We start from the raw sequence: 19,707 nt of genomic DNA on the forward strand, positions 1-19,707 counted from the left end.
GAGGGATCAATATTTGAGGTATCAATCATTGACGGCTCAATTAATATATCATGCCTTTTATGGATTTGCAACAGGCTAACAAAAAATGGAGTTTGTATTTTACGCAGCAGATATATCTATGTAGATGTAGTTTATCCGTTAGAAGGCAAACATATTGGTTATGTTCCATTGAGAATTATTATCATTTTAACTATAATCAAAAGAACACTACATATATATTGCAAGTAGATACGATCAAGAATTGGTTACTGAACGCCAAACAGTAGATTGGTATTCAAGGGTTAGTGGGTTTGATCCGAACAGGAAAGGAAGTCAGCATGGAAAAAATAGATTGGATAAAACGACTGGAGCAGCTGTTTTTCTCTGCTGTGCATGTCCGTCAATACTCCAGCAAGCCGGGAGAAATTCAGCGAAGAACCTGGAATAAGTTTGCTCTATGTAGAGTTATCGCTGGAAAGGGAACTCTTACGATCAATGACGTTGTGCATATAGTGTCACAAGAGGAGTGGTTCCTGCTGAAGCCTGGAATGCGTGTGGAGCTCCAGACGTATACGGAGGCACCCATCCGATATCAGATCATTTTATTTTCGTGTGCGGCAGTTACTCGCAGTCAGAATAATTGGCATGCGTCGACGTTTGATTTTCCTGTTACGGGCAAGCTGAACATATCTTCAAATACACGTTATATTCATGAGCTTATGAATGAACTGGTGAGTGGTAAACGTCCTACAGAGAGTCCAGTAAACTTACGTAGGAAGCATCTCGTGCACCAGTTATTGATACAGCTAATGAATCAGGTGAAGCAAGCAGCTCCACCTGTAGCAGGTATGGATCTGGCTCTTGAATACATGAAGGATAACTATACCGAAGATCTTCGTATTGAGCAGATGGCCCAAATGGCGGGGCTTAGCGTGAATCATTTTACAAGAACGTTCAAACGGCAACTTCATATGACGCCCATGGAATATATACAGAAACAACGTATGGCCAAAGCCAAACAATTGCTGTTCTCCTCCGATAAGATTAAAGCGATCGCAGAGCAGGTTGGCTATAGAGACGAGCATTATTTCAGCAGGGTGTTCAAGAAAAATGAAGGTATTGCTCCGACCCTGTACATGAAAAAGAAAGTAGATCGAATCGCCACCACGTATTATGGGCTGGACGATTACGTCATTACGCTTGGTCTGACGCCGGTATCCGCTCTATCCTATGATCAGAGAGTGGCACATCCGGTTGCTCTTCCTGCACTGCAAGCACACCGCCAACACGGAATTATGTTGAACAGCTTCAATGAGAGTTACGACAAGCTGCGAAGGTTGCAACCAGATTTAATCATTACGAGTGACCGACTAGAGCCTAATGAAGCACTGCATCACATTGCTCCTACGACAATGCTGGAACACAGTAATCATTTTGATGAAAGACTTCTGTACATGGCTGACATTATGGGACGAACTGAACAGGCTGAGCGGTGGATTGAAGAGCATGCAGATCTAAGCCAGCTTCTACGAGGCCGCCTTCAATCGAGGTGGGGGAAGCAGCGTGTGATGTTTCTTCGGGTGACCTCGACGTTTTACCGAATGTATGGACGGAATAGCCAGACCGGGGCGTTACTGTATGATGATCTAGGGTTTCAATTGCCATATCAATTTCCGGAGAAGCAATGGGCTGTTGAAATGCAATTCAATGCTTTGCGTTTATATGAGGCAGATCATATTTTTGTCATGGTCGATCCGACAGCTGAGGCAAGGGTTCAATTGCATCAGTTGCAGAGTTCGGCAGAATGGCACGCATTGAAGGCGGTTCAAGATGGTCATGTATATAATGCAGAGGATATTTTCTTCAAAACGCTAGGGCCTACAGGTCGCATATGGGCAATGAAATACGTAGCAGAGCAACTTGGTATTACGGTACGGTGATATTGTCCAAGCGAAGAGAGTGAAATAATCCATGGTAAGCAGGGACTCTTTTCCCTACTATAGTGATAATGATTATTATTATTAAATAGTAGAGGGGTTTTACTACAAATGTTTAGACAGAGAGCATCATGGATCGTACTGATAACCCTGCTTGTGTTTGTACTAGCGGCATGCGGGAAAACGTCGGAAGTAGCAGAGACTGCACCTCAGGATCAGCACACATCGGCAGAAGAGAATGGTACGCAGACGATTGAACATCTTAAAGGAACAGCGGTTATACCACAGAAAATTGATCGTATGGTTGTATTGTCTTCTGCTTATATTGATCACATGTTGACGATAGGTGAGAAGCCAGCGGGTGTAAATGTAGAAGTGCGTTATGGAGGAGATTATCCTCCTTATCTTGCAGATCAATTGGCTGGAGTTCCGACCGTAGGTTCTGCTGACAGCCCTAACTTAGAAGCTATTCTTCAGATTGATCCAGATGTTATCGTAATTGAGAGCCGAACGGCTGAGAATGCGTATGAGCAGTTGGAGAAAATTGCGCCGACCATCGTTATTGGCAACGAATGGCTCGATTATGCGGACGATGCCACCTATTGGACACAGGACTTGTTAACTATTGCAGGGATGTATGACAAGGTCGATCTGGCCAAAACAAAAATTGCTGAAGTGGAACAACAAGCCAACCAGCTTAAAGCAAAAATTGAACAATTGGATGAGAAGAAACTAGCTTATCTACGTGTAAGAGAGAAAACATTACAGATCTATGCGGCAAAAGGACATCCAACCAATACGCTGTTGTATCATGATCTTGGATTTGAACCTACTGGGGTGACACCAGCCGAACAACGTGAGGATCTATCTATGGAGAAGATTGCAGATATTGATGCTGATTTTGTAGTTCTGGAGGTTGACCCAAACGCTGAGGATTATCTAAATGGCATTAACGAAAGCTCCCTTTGGAAGAGTGTTCCTGCGGTCGTTGCAGATCAGGTCTATACAACGGATTCCTTGTGGTTGTTCAAGGGCTGGGGAGCTATTGGACGTAGCGAGATTATCAACGAAATTGAAGATATGATTCAATAGATGGGACGTTATCCAGGTTCGAATCAAGGTTCAGATCCGAAACACGCCGAGCTAGTTGAGGCATTACAGCACTTTTTTGTGACGAAGATTAGAAGTTCATGGGAGACTTCCGAGTATTCCTTTACGGTGAAAGATCTGCTTGATGAGGAGCGACGAAAATCGTTTCTACGTGAACAGGCTACACAGCAGGGGCTTAAACTTGGAGGCACGGGAAGTGTTGCTGTTGGCACACTTTTTGCGAAGCGTTATTCGGTATGGGTTATGGCTGTCGTCTCTGCGTTCAGTCTGTATGACACCTTACTCCGAATTGAAGACAACGTTGTACGTGTGGAACTGACTGGATCAGGCAGGATGCGTTATGAGAGCCAGTTGGAGCAGGTCACCGTTGCGTATGCAGATATTGCTAAACGAAAATCCCAGCTCAGCTTGCTTAAAGGAAGAATGCAGCTACATCTGGAAACGATCTTTAAGGGTGTAGCTACTGATACAGGAGCGAGTGAGAAGGTCATGTGGGCACTTATTGCACACAATGTGCAACAGCTGTATGCACAAATGATCCATGATGAAGGCATATGGAAAACGGCTGAACGATTAACACGAATACAAGAGGATCGCAGCGTATGGCTTGCTCCGCAAGGTGATACCGAATCTCCGTTTGCGAGTAAGCTAAAATGTTTCGAGCATCCCAAGTGGCAAGGACAGCCGCTTTTGATACGCCGATATTGTTGTTTGGCCTATCAGGTTGGAAGCGGCAGTCATGCACATGGATACTGCAACAGTTGCCCGAAGTTAGATTCGGAATCCCGATTGCGTAATCTTCTACAATCGTGAGCTAATACATTTGTAACGCATTGTGCGAATCTGTTTCAGTTGCTCCATGTTCTCTTCAAAAGTAATACCTGAGGCTCTGTCCAGCCCATGTCCAAGATCCTTTTTATACTTGAAAGGGGCTTCTGGATATAGCGCAATAATATGAAGCTGGTTCCACCCAGGGTAGTCTGGATGATGCGTCCACACCTGTTCAGTCTCCAGTGCGTAGAAGCTATGACACCATCTTCGTTCATTACAAATAATATGCATGGCTGGACCATTTCGCTGCATCATGATGTCGCGGAATTGTTCCAATTTATTGTGCTTTACAACGACATATTCAACAACCTGCAGCGGCTTCAGCCAGCGTCTGCGGGTTTGTTCACTTTGAACGGGGAAATGGCTATGTGGCGTGCTGGAGAGCAACTCTTCATGAACGACGAGATTCAGCAAATGGCTGTATACGTTGTAGTTCGTTCTGAAGTGCTTCGGCTAACTCATGATATGGGAAGTCCATTCATGCATACATTAATCATCAAGCCACCTCTATAAGAGGTGTTTCGTGTAATTTAACAAGTATGTATGTTGTTTTTAGAACGGATGACAAGAAATCTCCCATCAACTTCAAATGAAGCTTCACAACTCATATAATAACGCTAATCTATTTCCATAAGGACATGAGAAGTGACGAGAATAATCAACAAAACGAACAATAAATGAACAATAAACTAACAATGAAAAACGATCGGAAAATAGTTCATAAGGGTACCAGGAGAGGGTTGATGAGTTGTGAGCCTTGAAGCTTTGAATGAACGTGTTATGCATGATCTTGCTTGTTTGTCTTATGGTGGTGCGGACTGGACATGTGCAAAACAACATACAGAAGGCCATGTCTACGATGTTGTCATTGTGGGCGGGGGGCAGAGTGGACTAGGAGCTGCGTTTGGACTTCTTCGTGAACGAATCTCCAACATTGTTGTTATTGACGAGAATGTAGCTGGATTTGAAGGCCCTTGGGAAACTTATGCACGTATGGTTACGTTACGAACACCCAAACATCTGACCTCCATTGATCTGGGCATCCCGTCCTTAACCTTTCGTTCCTGGTGGGAGGCGCAGACTGGGCGTGAGAGCTGGGAAGAAGTAGACAAAATTCCTCGAGGAGATTGGATGAACTATTTACGTTGGTACCGGGAAGTATTGAAACTGCCAGTGATGAATGAGGCGAAATTGACACTTATTGAGCCTATGGAGCATGGGATATACCGACTTCAGGTGAATAGAGCTGGAACGAAAGATTTCCTTTTTGCACGTAAGGTGGTGCTCGCGACTGGAATACAGGGTGGCGGTGAGTGGCATGTGCCGCCGATGATTGCGGATAAGCTGTCTCGGGAGCTGTATGCACATACTTCTGAAGCGATTGATTTTGAACGATTAAAGGGGAAAAAGATTGCTGTGCTTGGCGGAGGTGCCTCCGCCTTTGATAATGCGAGTTATGCGCTTGCTGCTGGTGTGGCAGAAGCTCATGTATTTGTACGACGAGAACAGCTTCCGCGCGTGAATCCGATTCGTCAGATGGAACAGTCGGGGATGATTGAACGCTTCCATGCCCTGTCTACGTCAGATAAATATGCAGTTATCTCCCATTTTTTTAAATTTAATCAGCCGCCAACGAATGATACGTTCAATCGAGCAGCGGTCTGGCCAGGATTCAGACTACATCTGAACTCAACATGGCAGCAAGTCGAGGCTCAAAATGATAAAGCAATGGTTACAACGGAGCAAGGTACCTTTACGTTTGATTTTCTTGTGGTTAGCACAGGCTTACTTAGTGATCCGGCTCTTCGTCCAGAACTGCGATTAGTTGAAGGACATATTGCACGCTGGGCAGATCGTTATGAGCCACCTGTAGAACATCGCAATGCCTTACTTGATGCCCATCCTTATTTAACCTCAGGCTTTGCGTTGACAAGTCGAGATGAGGAGGGAGCTTCTCAGTTACACGGACTCTTTGTGTTTAATTATTCTGCACTGGCAAGCTGCGGTTTATCCGCTTCGGCTATCTCGGGAACCAGAAGTGCAATCCCCAAGTTAGTTTCCGCCATAGCGGATCAGCTCTTTTTGGACGATCGAGATATGATATTACAACGCTTTTTTGCTTATAATGAACAGGAGTTCACAGCCACATGGGCAGAGAATGCTGCGCTGAAATGAGCACCTATGAACACTTTAGGCACATTCGCAGAGTGATTTAGGTCTGTTTGAAAACTCAGATTATTGATAATTTCCAACAAATCCAGAATACTTGCGGTTGAGTATACTAAACGTGTGCGAGGCATCAGCATACGTTTTTTTGCTTTTTTTTGTGTGATAATCTTACACTTCCCGACGATTTGTTGTAAAATGTCGATTGGAACACGTTAGAAGGCAGGTGGTTGTACTAGACATGGTTGAGGTTGAAATGAGTTATGAACAGTTCAGAGCACATATAAAAAAAGCATCGCGGCAGCGTAATGTACCGATAATTAAAATCGTTGCCTTTCAAGAAAAGTATATGAAGATTGAAGAGGTTCAATTTTTCGACGTAGAGAAAAACTACATGAGTGTCCAGGCATGTAATACCGTATGGATGAATCTGGGGAATAAGTCGTTTCACAATCTGGTGTCTCAACACTTGAATGATTTCAAGAATATGGAGAACCTTGGACGAAGTTCATTCGAGAATTTGATCAGAGAATTATATGATACTGCTGTGCCTATACTTATAAACTACGATCCGAATCAATATTACACGTCAGCCCAGTTGGCAGAAATTTTGGCAATCGACGAGGGTAAGCTGATTGAGCAACTAGAGATGGGACGTTATAAAGGTGCGTTCATCAATGAAGAGGGGCAGTGGCTTAAGCCTAAACCGCAGATGAATGGATAAGGGAAATCCTGCAGTGCAGCAGAATGTTGCATTTCAGGATTTTTATCGTTCTAATATAGAATCAATAATTAGCATTTGAATGAATTTGAACGTTTTGGGTGAATATGGTTCAATATTGAAAGGTTAGATCGGCGAAAATTGCATGATTTTGAAGGTTTATAAATTATTTTGAATGAAAATGATTGTTTTTTACTGAATTTATGATACTATAGAAGCAGTTGGAGGAATGAAGATGCTGACTGAAGAACGATATGCTGCAATTATAGAGCGCTTACATTTACAGGGAATTGTGAAATTACAGGAGCTTGTCGATGTGCTTGGAGCCTCTGAATCAACAATCAGGCGTGATCTTATCGATTTGGAAAGTCGTCAAATGCTCAAACGAATTCATGGCGGTGCTGCATTGGTCAATGAGAAGTCATTGGAACCTGGTATGGAAGAAAAAACGTTCAAAAACATCCAACAAAAGGTGTCGATTGCTCGTTTGGCTGCACAGGAAATCCAAAATGGCGAATGTGTTTATCTCGATGCAGGGACAACGACCCTTGCTATGATTCCTTTTATTGAAGCGAAGGATGTCACCGTTGTGACAAATGGACTATCTCATGTGGAAGCCTTAGTAAGCAAGCGGATTCGTAGCTATCTGCTAGGCGGCATGATGAAAATCCATACAAAAGCTGTTATTGGTAGTATTGCGTTGCAGAACATGGATAACTTCCGCTTCGATAAATGTTTCCTTGGAACGAACGGGGTAGATCCCGAAATGGGGTATACAACTCCTGATCCGGAGGAAGCCTTGATTAAAAGGCGTGCACATCAGTTGTCGGGGAAATCTTACGTACTGGCTGATTCCAGCAAAATCGGGGAAATTACTTTTGCCAAATTGTTTGATTTGGAAGAGGCAGATCTGATTACGGAGCAGGTACCAGAACACTGGCGGCACTTAATCGCCCAGAAAACTAAAATAATCGAGGGATAACATGATATATACGTTAACACTTAATCCTTCCATCGATTATATCGTGGAAGTGCATGATCTGAAACTTGGTGGACTGAATCGAATGAACCGGGACTTGAAACTTCCGGGTGGTAAAGGCATTAACGTATCACGCATTCTTAATCAGCTTGGTGCCACGAACACAGCATTTGGATTTCTTGGTGGATTCACAGGACGTTTCATTAATGATCGATTGCAGGAAGAAGCGATCCGTACTGACTTTGTTACCATTGCAGATGACACACGCATCAATATCAAGCTGAAGCATGGTGAAGAGACAGAGATCAACGGACTTGGACCTGCGATTAGCTCTGAAGAGTCAGAACAATTGCTTCAGAAGATGTCAGGACTGCAGCAAGGGGATGTCGTAATTCTGTCGGGAAGTGTTCCACCTGCGCTGGGAGCCGATTTTTATGATCGTTTGATCAAGGTATGTAAACAAGCTGGCGCTGAATTCGTTATTGATACGACAGGTAAGGCATTAATGGATGCTCTTGTCCATGAACCGTTGCTTGTCAAGCCGAATCATCATGAACTTGCAGAACTGTTCGGCGTGAAGATTGAAACTCGTGAAGAACTCATAACCTATGGTCGCAGAATATTAGAAGCAGGCGCTAAACATGTGCTTATTTCCATGGCTGGTGAAGGAGCATTATTCATCACACAGGAAGAAGTTCATCATGCCAATGTTCCCAAGGGAGTTGTGAAAAACTCGGTTGGTGCAGGAGATTCCATGATTGGTGGATTTGTGGGTACTTACGTTTTGAACGGGGATCTGCTTGAAGCATTTCGTACAGGTGTTGCATCTGGTAGTGCTACTGCGTTCTCTGATGATCTTGCGACGAGAGAACTTATTGATGAATTACGCACGCAAGTCAGCATTACTAAACTGTAGTTGAACAACAGAAGGTTTACATTGTATACATGATCGGCCTGCGAATGCAGGTCGACTGAACCTAAGGGAGTGTACCAAAATGAGAATAACAGATCTGATGATCCAAGAAACGATGATCATGGATTTACAAGCGACAACAAAGGATGAAGCCATTGATGAATTGATTGCCAGTCTGAACAAAAGTGGACGAATCAACGATCCTGTTTTGTTCAAAGAGATGATTTATAAACGTGAAGCTGAATCCAGCACCGGAATTGGCGGCGGTATTGCTATGCCACATGCCAAAACATCCGCAGTCAATGAACCAACGGTTGTATTTGCAAAAAGCCGTAAAGGTCTTGACTTTGCTGCTCTTGATGACGAGCCAGCGCATGTGTTTTTCATGATTGCAGCACCAGAAGGTGCGGGTAATACTCATCTGCGTACACTTGCTGCACTTTCCAGGTTGTTGATTGATAGCGATTTCATCTCGCAATTGATGAGCACGGATACACCGGCAGAAGTTAGCGCGTTGTTCGATGCTAAGCAAGCTGAAGAGGCGAAGAAAGAGGAAGCTAAAGAGAAAGCAAAAGCAGAGAAGGCAGCCGCAGCTGCAGCTACTGCATCAGCTAACAAAGAGCAAACCTCTGGTGTGATCGTTGGAAATGCTAACTCCGAAGACTTTGTCGTTGCGGTTACGGCGTGTCCAACGGGGATCGCCCACACATTTATGGCAGAAGATGCACTGAAGAAAAAAGCGCAAGAGATGGGCATTAACATCCGAGTAGAGACGAATGGTTCCGAAGGTGCTCAGAATGTTCTGACTGCTGATGAAATTGCGCGTGCCAAAGGCGTTATCGTGGCAGCAGACAAAAATGTAGAGATGGCTCGTTTTGATGGAAAGCCTGTTCTGCAAAGACCTGTAAGTGACGGTATCCGCAAATCCGAAGAACTGATTCGTAAGGCCGTTAACGGCGATGCACCGATCTATCGTAGCCAGGGTGCAGCGGGTAAGAGTGACGAAGCTGCAGCAGGTAAAATGAGTGTAGGTAGCAAAATCTACAAAGACCTGATGAACGGGATCTCTCACATGCTTCCATTCGTCGTGGGTGGCGGTATCCTGCTGGCAATTTCCTTCCTGATTGAGCAAATTGCAAGCCCGGAAAACCCGCTTGTACAATTGCTGCAAACGATCGGTGGTAGCACAGGTGCATTCCACTTCTTAATCCCTGTGTTAGCTGGTTTTATCGCGATGAGTATTGGTGATCGTCCAGCGTTAATGCCAGGTATGGTCGGTGGTTTGATGGCCGTGAACTCTAATGCTGGTTTCCTTGGCGGACTTGCTGCCGGTTTCCTTGCAGGTTATGTCATCATTGGGCTGCGCAAAGCACTCAAAGGATTGCCAAAAGCTATTGATGGTCTGAAACCAATTCTGTTGTACCCTGTGCTTGGTCTATTGATTGTTGGTGCAGTGAGTTACTATATCTTTGATCCAATCTTCGGATCTCTGAACACATGGCTTGTCGATGCACTTGGCAATATTGGTACAGGTAATGCGGTATTGCTTGGCTTGTTACTCGGTGGCATGATGTCTATTGATATGGGTGGACCATTCAATAAAGCCGCATATACCTTTGCAATTGGTGTCTTCACATCCAGTGGTAACACAGATGGTGCTTGGATGGCTGCTGTTATGGCAGGCGGGATGGTACCGCCACTGGCAATTGCTCTGGCGACAACATTCTTCAAATCTAAGTTTACAGATCAAGAACGTAAATCTGGTTTGACGAACTATGTATTGGGCTTCTCGTTCATTACAGAAGGTGCGATTCCATTCGCAGCTGCAGATCCGCTTCGTGTATTGACCTCCTGTATCCTTGGTTCGGCTGTTGCGGGTGGACTGACACAATTATGGAACATTAACGTACCGGCTCCACACGGTGGAATCTTCGTTGCATTTTTGGCAAACCACGCCCTGTTGTTCTTGCTTGCAGTAGCAATTGGTGCAGTGATCTCGGGTCTCATTCTGGGATTGTGGAAGTCGAAATTGCCTAAGGTTGTAAAATAAATAAAATTCAATTCTAAGTTATGAATCAAGATAAGAGCATTTTCTGAGTAACGTGTACTCGGAAGATGCTCTTTTTTGATTGTCACTCCTTTAGGTGTATGTTATGATTTAATGGTAGTTTAATGAAACTAAGTTTCACCTAATGAAACCTATAGAGCGAAAAGGAAAAAGAAAATGTATTAATGTTTAAATTTCGAGGAAGTTAGATCAAATGGAATGGAGGAGAGTTTATGTCTAATGAGATTAAAGGACAGGTTCAGAAGCAATTTGCTAGTAATGCGTACAAATATGTCACGAGTGCTCGGCATGCCAAAGGTGAGGATCTAGCATGGTTGGTTGCATCGTCCGAAGTGAATTCTTCGATGCACGTGCTTGATATTGCTACAGGTGGAGGGCACGTTGCGAACGCGTTGGCACCGCTTGTGAGCCGAGTAACTGCATTAGATCTAACCGAGGAAATGTTGCAGGTAGCACAGCAATTTATCCACGGGAACGGACACACCAATGTTGAGTTTGTAGCAGGCGATGCGGAGCAGCTTCCCTTCCCGGACAATACCTTTGATCGCGTAACCTCTCGGATTGCTGCACATCATTTTCCAGACGTTACTGCTTTCGTTAAAGAATCACTACGGGTCTTGAAGCCAGGTGGCAAGTTGCTGCTCATTGATAACGTTGCACCTGAGAGCGATGTGTATGACCGTTTTTATAATGATATTGAGAAATGGCGTGATCCAAGTCACGGTCGTGCATGGCGTAAATCAGAATGGATCTCAATGCTTGAAAAGGCAGGCTTCAGGATCGACGCTATGGTGACTTTTGAGAAGCCTTTCCAGTTTACGGATTGGTGTGAGCGTGCTGCATTGCCAGCAGAGGCGATGAGAGAGTTGGAACTGAGCATGTTACAAGCTGGAGATCAGGTTCATAAGTACTTTAAGCTTGAGACATCAGAGGCTGGGAACCTGTTAAGCTTCGAGGGAGAAAGTGTGTACATTCAGGCTCGTAAACCTCTGTAGTTGTGGAGGAGTCTATTCAACGGGTGCACAGGGTCATCATCGTTTGAATGTCTTAGGTATTTAACTTATTTATTTTAGTTCTCCGAAAAAATAGGTAGACGTGCCCATCAAACTGTATGGGGCGCCTACCTATTTGGGGGTGGAGTTCATATCTAATGATGTGTCATAAGATACATCTGAATTATGGTTTTAAGATGACTTTGGTACACTCGTCTTCATGATCGTTGAAGATTTTGTAGGCTTCGCTGGCATTTTCTAGCGCAATACGGTGGGAGATGATTTCCGTTGGATCGAATTCCCCAGCCGTAATTTTGCGGAACAATTCTGGCATATAGTGAATAACGGGAGCTTGTCCCATTTTAATATTAATATTTCGTTCGAACAGATTCCCAAGAGGGAACATGTTGTAGGAGGAACCGTAGACGCCGGTAAGATGAAGTGTACCGAATTTCCGCACGGCCTTCATCCCAATCTCAATGGCTCCGAGGGAACCGCCATGAAGTTTAAGCTTTTGCCCAATTTCCTCAAGCGTCGATTTTTTGCCGTCCATACCCACACAGTCAATAACAACGTCAGTACCTCCCTGAGTGATTTCACGGATGTACTCGCCCATATCATCGTACTCTTCGAAATTGTACACTTCTGCATCATTCATGCGTTTGGCCTTGTCCAATCGGTAGGGAAGGCGATCCACAGCGATTACTCGCTTAGCACCCTTCATCCAAGCGAATTTCTGTGTCATGAGCCCGATGGGGCCACTTCCTAGCACAGTAACGGTATCCCCAGGTTTGACGCCAGCGTTCTCTACACTCCAGTATGCCGTAGGGAGCACATCAGATAAGAACAGTAGTGCCTCATCCTCCAGTTCACATGATTCAGGAATGACAAATGGCATGAAATTCCCATAAGGTACACGCAGGAGTTCTGCCTGCCCTCCGGGATAGTTACCATAACGATCGGTAAAACCGAGATAACCACCAGTATGAATTTCCGGGTTCCCATTGGAATTATCGCATTGACTCTCCATGTCGTGGTTACAGTAGAAGCACTCTCCGCAGGAGACGTTAAAAGGCAAAACGACGCGATCTCCTTTTTTTACCTTTGTTACTTCGGGACCAACCTCTTCCACAATCCCCATCGGTTCATGACCAATAACATAATCTTTCTGGGCAGGAAGGGCTCCCTGATAGATATGAAGATCAGACCCACATATGGCGGTGGAGGTAATGCGAACGATAATGTCATCCTTTTGTTCCAAACGTGGATCTTCAACCTGCTTCACCTGAATATCCTTAATACCTTGAAACGTAACAGCTCTCATTGCAAAATTCCTCCTTAAAGTTGATTTCTCTCTTCTTTACCCAATAATTTCTAATCTAAAAAATAATATCGATCGTTTAGACGACAGGCCATTTCTGTTTACGTAAAGCGTTGAGCAGTTCAGCAGAAGCATTCAGATTATCCCGAACCAGCTCCCGTGGGGTTAATGCCATCCATTGATTAAGTGAAATATCTTCGAAACGATCGCTTCTGAAAATCTCCAAAAACCATAGTGTGTCCTTACCCGTATTCTGGATATAATGCCCCATGGCTACAGGAACATACCCTACATCTCCAGCCCGATAGTCAAATGTACGCGCAATACCATTGCCTCCAAAAACAGTCATTCGCCCTTGCCCAGTCAAATAATATTGCCATTCATCTGCATTGGGGTGCCAATGAAGTTCACGCATCCCTCCAGGCTTAATCTCAACCAGTGCGGCTGCTACCGTTGTGGAGATGGGGAAGTTACTCGAATCTACAATTCGCACACTTCCTCCAGGAGTGATGATCGGTGTCTGAGCTAACAAACGATGCTTGAAGGACAGAGGAACGGTTCCGTAGGGTGACTGTACTTCCTGACTTGCAAGAGAACCGGGAACCTGATCTTGAAAAATATACACCTGTTCTGCCGGCATGCCTTCAAATGCGGCTTCAGATACACCGAAATTCAGAGACAATACGTCAGGCGGCGTATGTGCAAACCAATCGGAAATGGACAGCGTGTTGAGATCTGAGAAGGCTCCATCATCGAATACGAGTAAAAATTCACAGCCCTCGTCTAGTCCCTGAATGGAATGAGGTACACCCTTGGGGAAAAACCATAGATCGCCTGGACCAACATCAGCGATGAAATTGCGACCATTCTGATCAACGGATGTAATTCGTGCGGTACCTAGAATCATATAAGCCCACTCCGATTGTTGATGCCAGTGAAGCTCCCTTACGCCTCCAGGGGTGAGGCTCATATTAACGCCTGCAAGCGTCGTTGCAATTGGAAGATCCCGAACCGTGATCTCGCGTGACCATCCGCCATGATTCAATTGCATATGTGTATCAGAGAAGGACATTCTCAGATTGGGCAACAATCCGTTATCTGTCGATGGAGGTACGAGCATATCCGGATTTTGCAGATCTCTCATCACATCACGCGGCCCACGATCTGGCCCGCCTGCACCATCTTTGCGTATCGGCTGGGGTACAATGAATGGCTTACCATGCTTTTGTGTTCCTCTGCTCATAACGAACGATTCCTCCTTGACTTATGTACATTAGGATACATTCTACAAACCTGATATCCATCTATTGTCGATGTCTTTCTTACACCTATGAAGTAGGGCTTGTAGAATATGTAGGACATTAGTAAAAAGACATGAAGCAGACCTTAGCAAAGAAGCTGAGTTTACTCTAAATATGATATATTAGGAGGAGTAAAAGTGTTTAATATAGTGAGCAGTAAGTAGATTGTAGATGGTCAAGAATTTTAGAATAGAAGGGAACAACATCATGGACTACTGGGGCATACTCGGTATTGAACCTACCGAAGATTTAAGCATAATTAGGAAGGCGTACACGTCACAATTAAAACATAATCATCCCGAAGACAATCCAGAAGGCTTCAAGAAGCTTCGAGCAGCCTATGAGCAAGCTAGGAAGATGGCATCAACGGGCATGATTGCTTCAACCACAGAGATACAATTAGAGAATGACCGTACAGATTATGCAGATCACATCACAAAAGCTGGAGCAGATCCATTACAAGATATACATATAGAAGACCTGACGATGGGCACTCCGAAGCAGGAAGATCCAGTCGTAGAGGCAGTGAAGCATTTTATAGATAGAACGATTAAGCTTTACGATAATTTTGATTCTCGCATTCGTTATGACCTTTGGTTGCAGCTTGTGGAAGACGAGCGATTCTGGAGCATACAGGTTCGGGAGATTTTGCAAACGGAATTGTTAATGGTTCTGAGTGAACGTAACTGGCTGCCAATCTCGGTATGGAGGTTGCTGGATGAGACATTTGACTGGACAGAAAATGAATTTCAGTTAAATGAGCGATTCTCTTCATCTTTCCTTGGTCATGTTCATTACCAGTGTCATAGCCCGTACGATTTGCACCTTGAACACTTGCAACAGGTTGTTGCAGAGGGACTACAGGTAGATGAATATCTATATCTCCGTGAATATGCAAGGCGGGCACTTATCCATCAAGACTTGAATATTGCGCATGAGATGCTGGGCAGAGCATATGAGCTGTACGAACAAGATCCCGTATTGTTACGTTTAATTGGAAGATATTCGATCAACGTGGAGGACTGGGAGACCGCACTCCATATGTATTCAAGACTTGCTGTTATATCTCCCGATGATCCTCAAATTCTGCGCCACTTGGCAGACATGTTACTGAAGACTGGGCACACGGAAGAAGCGTTATCTGTAAACATGCAATTATCGGAAGCTGCGGAGCCAGTGATCTACAGTCCAGCACTATCGTCTGCAGCGCAATGTCTGGCTCTACTGGGACGCAATCGTGAGGTTATTGATTTATATCAAACAGCGTTAGAGCGCTTCCCAGCGGATCTTGAACTACGCATTCGACTATGGCAGGTTCGAAATGAATATGAGCTAGAGCGCATTGCAAGTTTGGAAGCTGAGCTTCAAGATAATCGTTTCCTTGTAACGGAGCAGATTGAGGAGCTGATCGAGCTTTATCTTGTAAGGAAACGATCAGACAAGGTGTTGTCCATGTTTGCAGGATTTGATCCCAAGGTGCAGTTAAGCAGTAACGCTTGGTTTTCGGCTGCCCAAATCGCATACGAGGTGGATCTCAATCTTGCATTACATTACCTTAATCAGGCAGTCAACATTGCGACAGAAGAGGATTCTATTCATCAAGAAGCTTTATATTTACGCACAAAGGTTAATCATGACCTCGACCACTTTGAGGAAATGATACCAGATTGCTTCATCCTGAAAGAATACATGTCAGAGGAGCCTGCGGTCTATTATTTTCTCGGTGAAGCCTATCGGATGTTGGATCAGTATGAACAGTCAATTACGAATTATTTGCAGGCTAGAACATTAAAGGGCGGCACAGGGTATGATCATGGATTAGCGTTTAGTTACTATAATTTAGAACAGTATGATCAGGCGGTATCTCATTTTGAGACATATATAAACGAAGGTAATGAAACTGCCAGTCTCTATCAATACCTTGGCATTTCTTATATGAACGTTGATAGGTTAGAAGATGCGATCCAATGTTTCCAAACATGCTTGAGCATCGAGGATGATCCAAATACGTTGTATTACCTGTTCAAAACCTATCAAAGACAGAGCAAAATTGACCTTACATTGTCTACAATTGATCTCTATTTGAATTCGGGTGACACATCGTACAAAGAAGAGGCTCTTGGTTTGGCGGCAGATTTATATTTTGCTCGAAAAAACTGGAACATTGCTCATGATTTCTACTTGGCGCTTCATCATGAATTATTGGATGCCTCCATGTTACCTAAAATGATTGCCATCTGTCTGCTTGCAGAACGTAAATTTGAGGAAGCGGCGGTATGGATTCGCAAGATCCAAAATAAAGAGCCTCAGAATCCATGGGCACTTCTGCAGATGATTCGTATCTTGGCAGAACAGAGACGGTGGGAAGAGCTAGACACTGCAATCGTGCATTATTATAAAACGGTAGAACCTACTAAGATTGACGGTTACAGCTACTTTTATGGTGGATTACATTTATATGAAGCACGTAAATACGATGTCGCTCGCAAAATGCTCACTCGTGCTTACGAATTTGGTTTGCGAGGGGATACATGTAGTTTGCTAAGCCTGACCTATATGCATCTTGGACAAGGAGAGCAAGCACTTGCTTATGCAAAAGAAGCTGTGGCAGATCGACCTCATCATGCCGATTATATTGCACGTCTTCGAGATATCGAGGAACGTCTGAGTCACCGTGGAGCATGGTTCAATAAGCTCAAGTTTAATGTATTCCAGGGTGGACTGAAACAGACGGAGCCTCTGCAATTCCCGGATCTTTTGAATGATGAAGAGCTTAGACCGTATTATAACGTGGAGGTATTCAATGATGCATTCTTTGCTTGATACAAGACAGCAGTGGACATTGGCAGCAGGAGCCATCTTACTTGAGGCGAATGGGTTGGACTTCGCTGCAGGATACGATATTGATATATTGGAAGGAAAAAGAGAAGGTATCACGGAGATGCTTAATCGAGGATGGAGTATTCGAGATGAAGAATCATTTCAACGGCAGATGGAAAGTTTTCGTGAGGACAGGGGACACCAAGCTGGCTTTGATCAAGATCGAGCACTATTGTCCGTCATGACTTATCAGGAGCAAGAGAACTATATTTGTAGCATAAAAGATGAGAAACGACGCGCTCAATTCAGGGTTATTCAAGTTTACGACAGTCGCCTGAATACTGCAGGAATTTACGCATGGGATTGGGGGAGAGCCATAGCGATTACACGAATGGCGATGCAGATCGGTTATGTCGATGAAGAGACAGCATGGGCATTTATGTATGAGATGGCGCAACGAATTCAAACAGCGTATTCAAGCTGGACGGAATTTGGACTTGCTTATATTATTGGACGACAATATTGGCATGAGAATTTTGAGGAGCACGAGGCATTGGAGCACTTCTCACTTATCGAACCTTTATTGAAACGAACAGACAGTCCTTGGAATCTACTGCGTTGGGAAGAGGAGAGTATTGCTCTACCAGTTGATTTAGAAAGAGAGGGGTGAAACGTTGACACTACAACAATTAAAATATGTGATTGAGGTTGCCACACGTGGCTCCATGAATGAAGCGGCCAAGCGGTTATTTATTTCCCAGCCGAGTCTGTCGAATGCGATCCGTGACTTGGAACAGGAACTGCGAATTACGATCTTTGAACGAACTAATAAGGGTATCTCTCTATCCAAAGAAGGTGTCGAGTTTCTAAGTTATGCTCGCCAAGTTGTGGAGCAGGCAGAGCTGCTGGAGAATCGTTACCTCAATGCGAAGCCCTCTCCGCAGCATTTTTCTGTATCCACTCAGCATTATGCATTCGCAGTGAACGCATTCGTTCATCTGGTTCAGCAGTATGGTCAGGAAGAGTATGAGCTTGCGTTACGAGAAACGAAAACGTATGAGATCATTCAGGACGTTAAAAGTCTTCGCAGTGAAATTGGCATTCTCTATTTGAATGAGTTCAATTCGAAGGTCATTAATAAATTATTGAAGGATGCAGGTCTTGTATTTACGAGCCTGTTTACGGCGAAACCTCATATCTTCATCAGTGTGCAGAACCCGCTTGCGAAGCAAGCTTCCGTTGCGATTGAACAGCTTCAGGATTATCCTTATCTGTCATTCGACCAAGGTGAGTACAATTCGTTTCATTTTTCTGAAGAAATTCTAAGCACGTTATCTCATCCCAAAAGCATACAAGTCAATGACCGTGCGACGTTGTTCAATCTGCTCATTGGCTTGAATGGATATACGATCTCAACGGGTGTGCTTAGTGCGGACTTAAACGGTAATGAGATTATTCCGGTTCCATTAGAATGCGAAGAAACGATCAATGTAGGTTGGATTAGTCACAAAAGCACATCCTTGTCTAATCTAGGCGTTGCGTATGTACAAGCATTACATGAAGCCATCGGACATAATGAAGCTTAAGGTTCATGTAGGCGTTAAAACACCGTTTCGGGGGTTTATCCGAGCGGTGTTTTTTAGTTTTGTTCAGTGGATTAGTGCCTTATGTGAATTTGATCTATAATAAGTATTTTATAGATGATGGAAGGATGGATATAGGTGAGAGTTTTGTATCGCAATAAAAGTGAACAGCATGAGCTGAAAGTCTATGACACGAAGCGTTTATATGAAGAGCAAGGACATTTTCGCGTGTTGGAGTTTTCTAATGAAGCTGTTCAGGGGGCAATGGATCTCGACCGCCCTGAACGAATCGTATTGGAATATCCGAGAGCCATGGTACATCTCATGGAACGGAATACGTCTAACTATAAATCTGTCTATATCATTGGACATGGGATTGGTACGTTACCTACATATTTGTCGGAGAAGCAGGTAAAGGTAGCAGAGCTTGATGAAGAAGTGCTAGAGATCAGTCGGACATTCTTTAATTATGCGGGAGACGATGTCAGTGTTGGTGATGGACGTGAATTATTGCAGCAGGAATCTTCTGGTGCATATGATTATATCGTTGTTGATGCTTTTACAGCTGAGGGGACTCCTAAACAGCTCATCTCAATCCCTTTTTTCAAGATTGTGAAGGAGAAGTTAAGAACAGATGGTATGGTCATGCTGAATGTATTTGGCCGGGCAGGTAATGATCAGCTCGTGAATGCAATTCATACGACGTTATGTGAGTTATTTGACTATACACGCTCATTTGCATTGCCTGTTGAGACGGAGGACGAGCAGCAGAACAGAATTCTTGTAGCTAGTGATCAGCCGATCGCCTTTCAGACCAAACATATGGCAGGATTTGTTGAACAGGAGCTGGGGGAAGGATATGTGATTCAGGATTAGATCTGATCTGCGTAATCCATTCAAAGAATAAATTGGGTTCATTAAATCGTCACTCAATCGTACGTTATTGTAAATTCTTCACAAACTCTTTATTTCTTCTTAACATCATT

Annotated in this window: 16 protein-coding genes; 13 read left to right on the forward strand and 3 right to left on the reverse strand. The window is 44.0% G+C overall.

The window, feature by feature from the left end; all coding sequences use genetic code 11:
- The first annotated feature begins 317 nt into the window (after nt 1-317).
- The 3 genes from J2T19_RS11815 (at nt 318) to J2T19_RS11825 (ending at nt 3,839) form a co-directional block, all read left to right on the forward strand.
- Nucleotides 318-1,919: an AraC family transcriptional regulator gene (locus J2T19_RS11815; RefSeq protein ID WP_307215875.1), complete on the forward strand. Its 1,602-nt coding sequence runs from the start codon at nt 318-320 to the stop codon at nt 1,917-1,919.
- A gap of 108 nt (nt 1,920-2,027) precedes the next feature.
- Entirely contained in the window at nt 2,028-3,008 is a 981-nt protein-coding gene (locus tag J2T19_RS11820; RefSeq protein ID WP_307215877.1) for an ABC transporter substrate-binding protein, read from the forward strand.
- A complete protein-coding gene (locus J2T19_RS11825) occupies nt 3,009-3,839 on the forward strand; it encodes a (2Fe-2S)-binding protein (RefSeq protein WP_307215879.1) in 831 nt (276 codons plus the stop codon).
- On the opposite strand, the gene J2T19_RS11830 is transcribed toward J2T19_RS11825, so the two are convergent.
- Nucleotides 3,828-4,271 carry a hypothetical protein gene (locus J2T19_RS11830; RefSeq protein ID WP_307215880.1) on the reverse strand — a complete coding sequence of 148 codons (444 nt, stop codon included), beginning with the start codon at nt 4,269-4,271 and terminating at the stop codon, nt 3,828-3,830. The two genes, J2T19_RS11825 and J2T19_RS11830, sit on opposite strands and share 12 nt — an antisense overlap.
- 336 nt (nt 4,272-4,607) lie before the next feature.
- On the opposite strand from J2T19_RS11830, the gene J2T19_RS11835 reads away from it, so the two are divergent.
- The 6 genes from J2T19_RS11835 (at nt 4,608) to J2T19_RS11860 (ending at nt 11,699) form a co-directional block, all read left to right on the forward strand.
- Complete coding sequence (locus J2T19_RS11835) at nt 4,608-6,032, forward strand: flavin-containing monooxygenase (RefSeq protein WP_307215882.1); 1,425 nt, start codon at nt 4,608-4,610, stop codon at nt 6,030-6,032.
- A gap of 232 nt (nt 6,033-6,264) precedes the next feature.
- A complete protein-coding gene (locus tag J2T19_RS11840) occupies nt 6,265-6,747 on the forward strand; it encodes a hypothetical protein (RefSeq protein WP_307215884.1) in 483 nt (160 codons plus the stop codon).
- Between the two features lie 232 nt (nt 6,748-6,979).
- Entirely contained in the window at nt 6,980-7,726 is a 747-nt protein-coding gene (locus J2T19_RS11845) for a DeoR/GlpR family DNA-binding transcription regulator (protein WP_307215885.1), read from the forward strand.
- Nucleotide 7,727: 1 nt separating this feature from the next.
- A complete protein-coding gene (gene pfkB / locus J2T19_RS11850; RefSeq protein ID WP_307215887.1) occupies nt 7,728-8,639 on the forward strand; it encodes a 1-phosphofructokinase in 912 nt (303 codons plus the stop codon).
- Nucleotides 8,640-8,718: 79 nt separating this feature from the next.
- Complete coding sequence (locus J2T19_RS11855) at nt 8,719-10,686, forward strand: PTS fructose transporter subunit IIABC (RefSeq protein ID WP_307215889.1); 1,968 nt, start codon at nt 8,719-8,721, stop codon at nt 10,684-10,686.
- Between the two features lie 230 nt (nt 10,687-10,916).
- Nucleotides 10,917-11,699, forward strand: coding sequence for a class I SAM-dependent methyltransferase (locus J2T19_RS11860; RefSeq protein WP_307215891.1), 783 nt, complete (start codon nt 10,917-10,919; stop codon nt 11,697-11,699).
- 181 nt (nt 11,700-11,880) lie between these two features.
- Here J2T19_RS11860 and J2T19_RS11865 read toward each other — a convergent pair whose 3' ends face one another.
- Both J2T19_RS11865 and J2T19_RS11870 read right to left on the reverse strand, forming a co-directional pair.
- Entirely contained in the window at nt 11,881-13,020 is a 1,140-nt protein-coding gene (locus tag J2T19_RS11865) for a zinc-dependent alcohol dehydrogenase (protein WP_056695385.1), read from the reverse strand.
- 76 nt (nt 13,021-13,096) lie between these two features.
- The gene (locus tag J2T19_RS11870) at nt 13,097-14,260 is read right to left on the reverse strand and encodes an oxalate decarboxylase family bicupin (protein WP_307215894.1); all 1,164 of its coding nucleotides are present in this window, start codon (nt 14,258-14,260) and stop codon (nt 13,097-13,099) included.
- A 265-nt stretch (nt 14,261-14,525) separates the two neighbouring features.
- Between J2T19_RS11870 and J2T19_RS11875 the strand changes: the two genes are divergently transcribed.
- The 4 genes from J2T19_RS11875 (at nt 14,526) to J2T19_RS11890 (ending at nt 19,597) form a co-directional block, all read left to right on the forward strand.
- On the forward strand, nt 14,526-17,141 hold the full coding sequence (locus tag J2T19_RS11875) for a J domain-containing protein (RefSeq protein ID WP_307215896.1): 2,616 nt from the start codon (nt 14,526-14,528) through the stop codon (nt 17,139-17,141).
- Complete coding sequence (locus tag J2T19_RS11880) at nt 17,122-17,808, forward strand: DUF1266 domain-containing protein (RefSeq protein WP_307215898.1); 687 nt, start codon at nt 17,122-17,124, stop codon at nt 17,806-17,808. Before J2T19_RS11875 ends, J2T19_RS11880 begins: the two co-directional genes overlap by 20 nt.
- 4 nt (nt 17,809-17,812) lie before the next feature.
- Nucleotides 17,813-18,724: a LysR family transcriptional regulator gene (locus tag J2T19_RS11885; RefSeq protein WP_307215900.1), complete on the forward strand. Its 912-nt coding sequence runs from the start codon at nt 17,813-17,815 to the stop codon at nt 18,722-18,724.
- Nucleotides 18,725-18,859: 135 nt separating this feature from the next.
- Nucleotides 18,860-19,597, forward strand: coding sequence for a spermidine synthase (locus J2T19_RS11890; RefSeq protein WP_307215902.1), 738 nt, complete (start codon nt 18,860-18,862; stop codon nt 19,595-19,597).
- Nucleotides 19,598-19,707 lie beyond the last annotated feature (110 nt).

This window comes from Paenibacillus tundrae, assembly GCF_030812775.1.
In the GTDB taxonomy this organism is placed as follows: domain Bacteria; phylum Bacillota; class Bacilli; order Paenibacillales; family Paenibacillaceae; genus Paenibacillus; species Paenibacillus tundrae_A.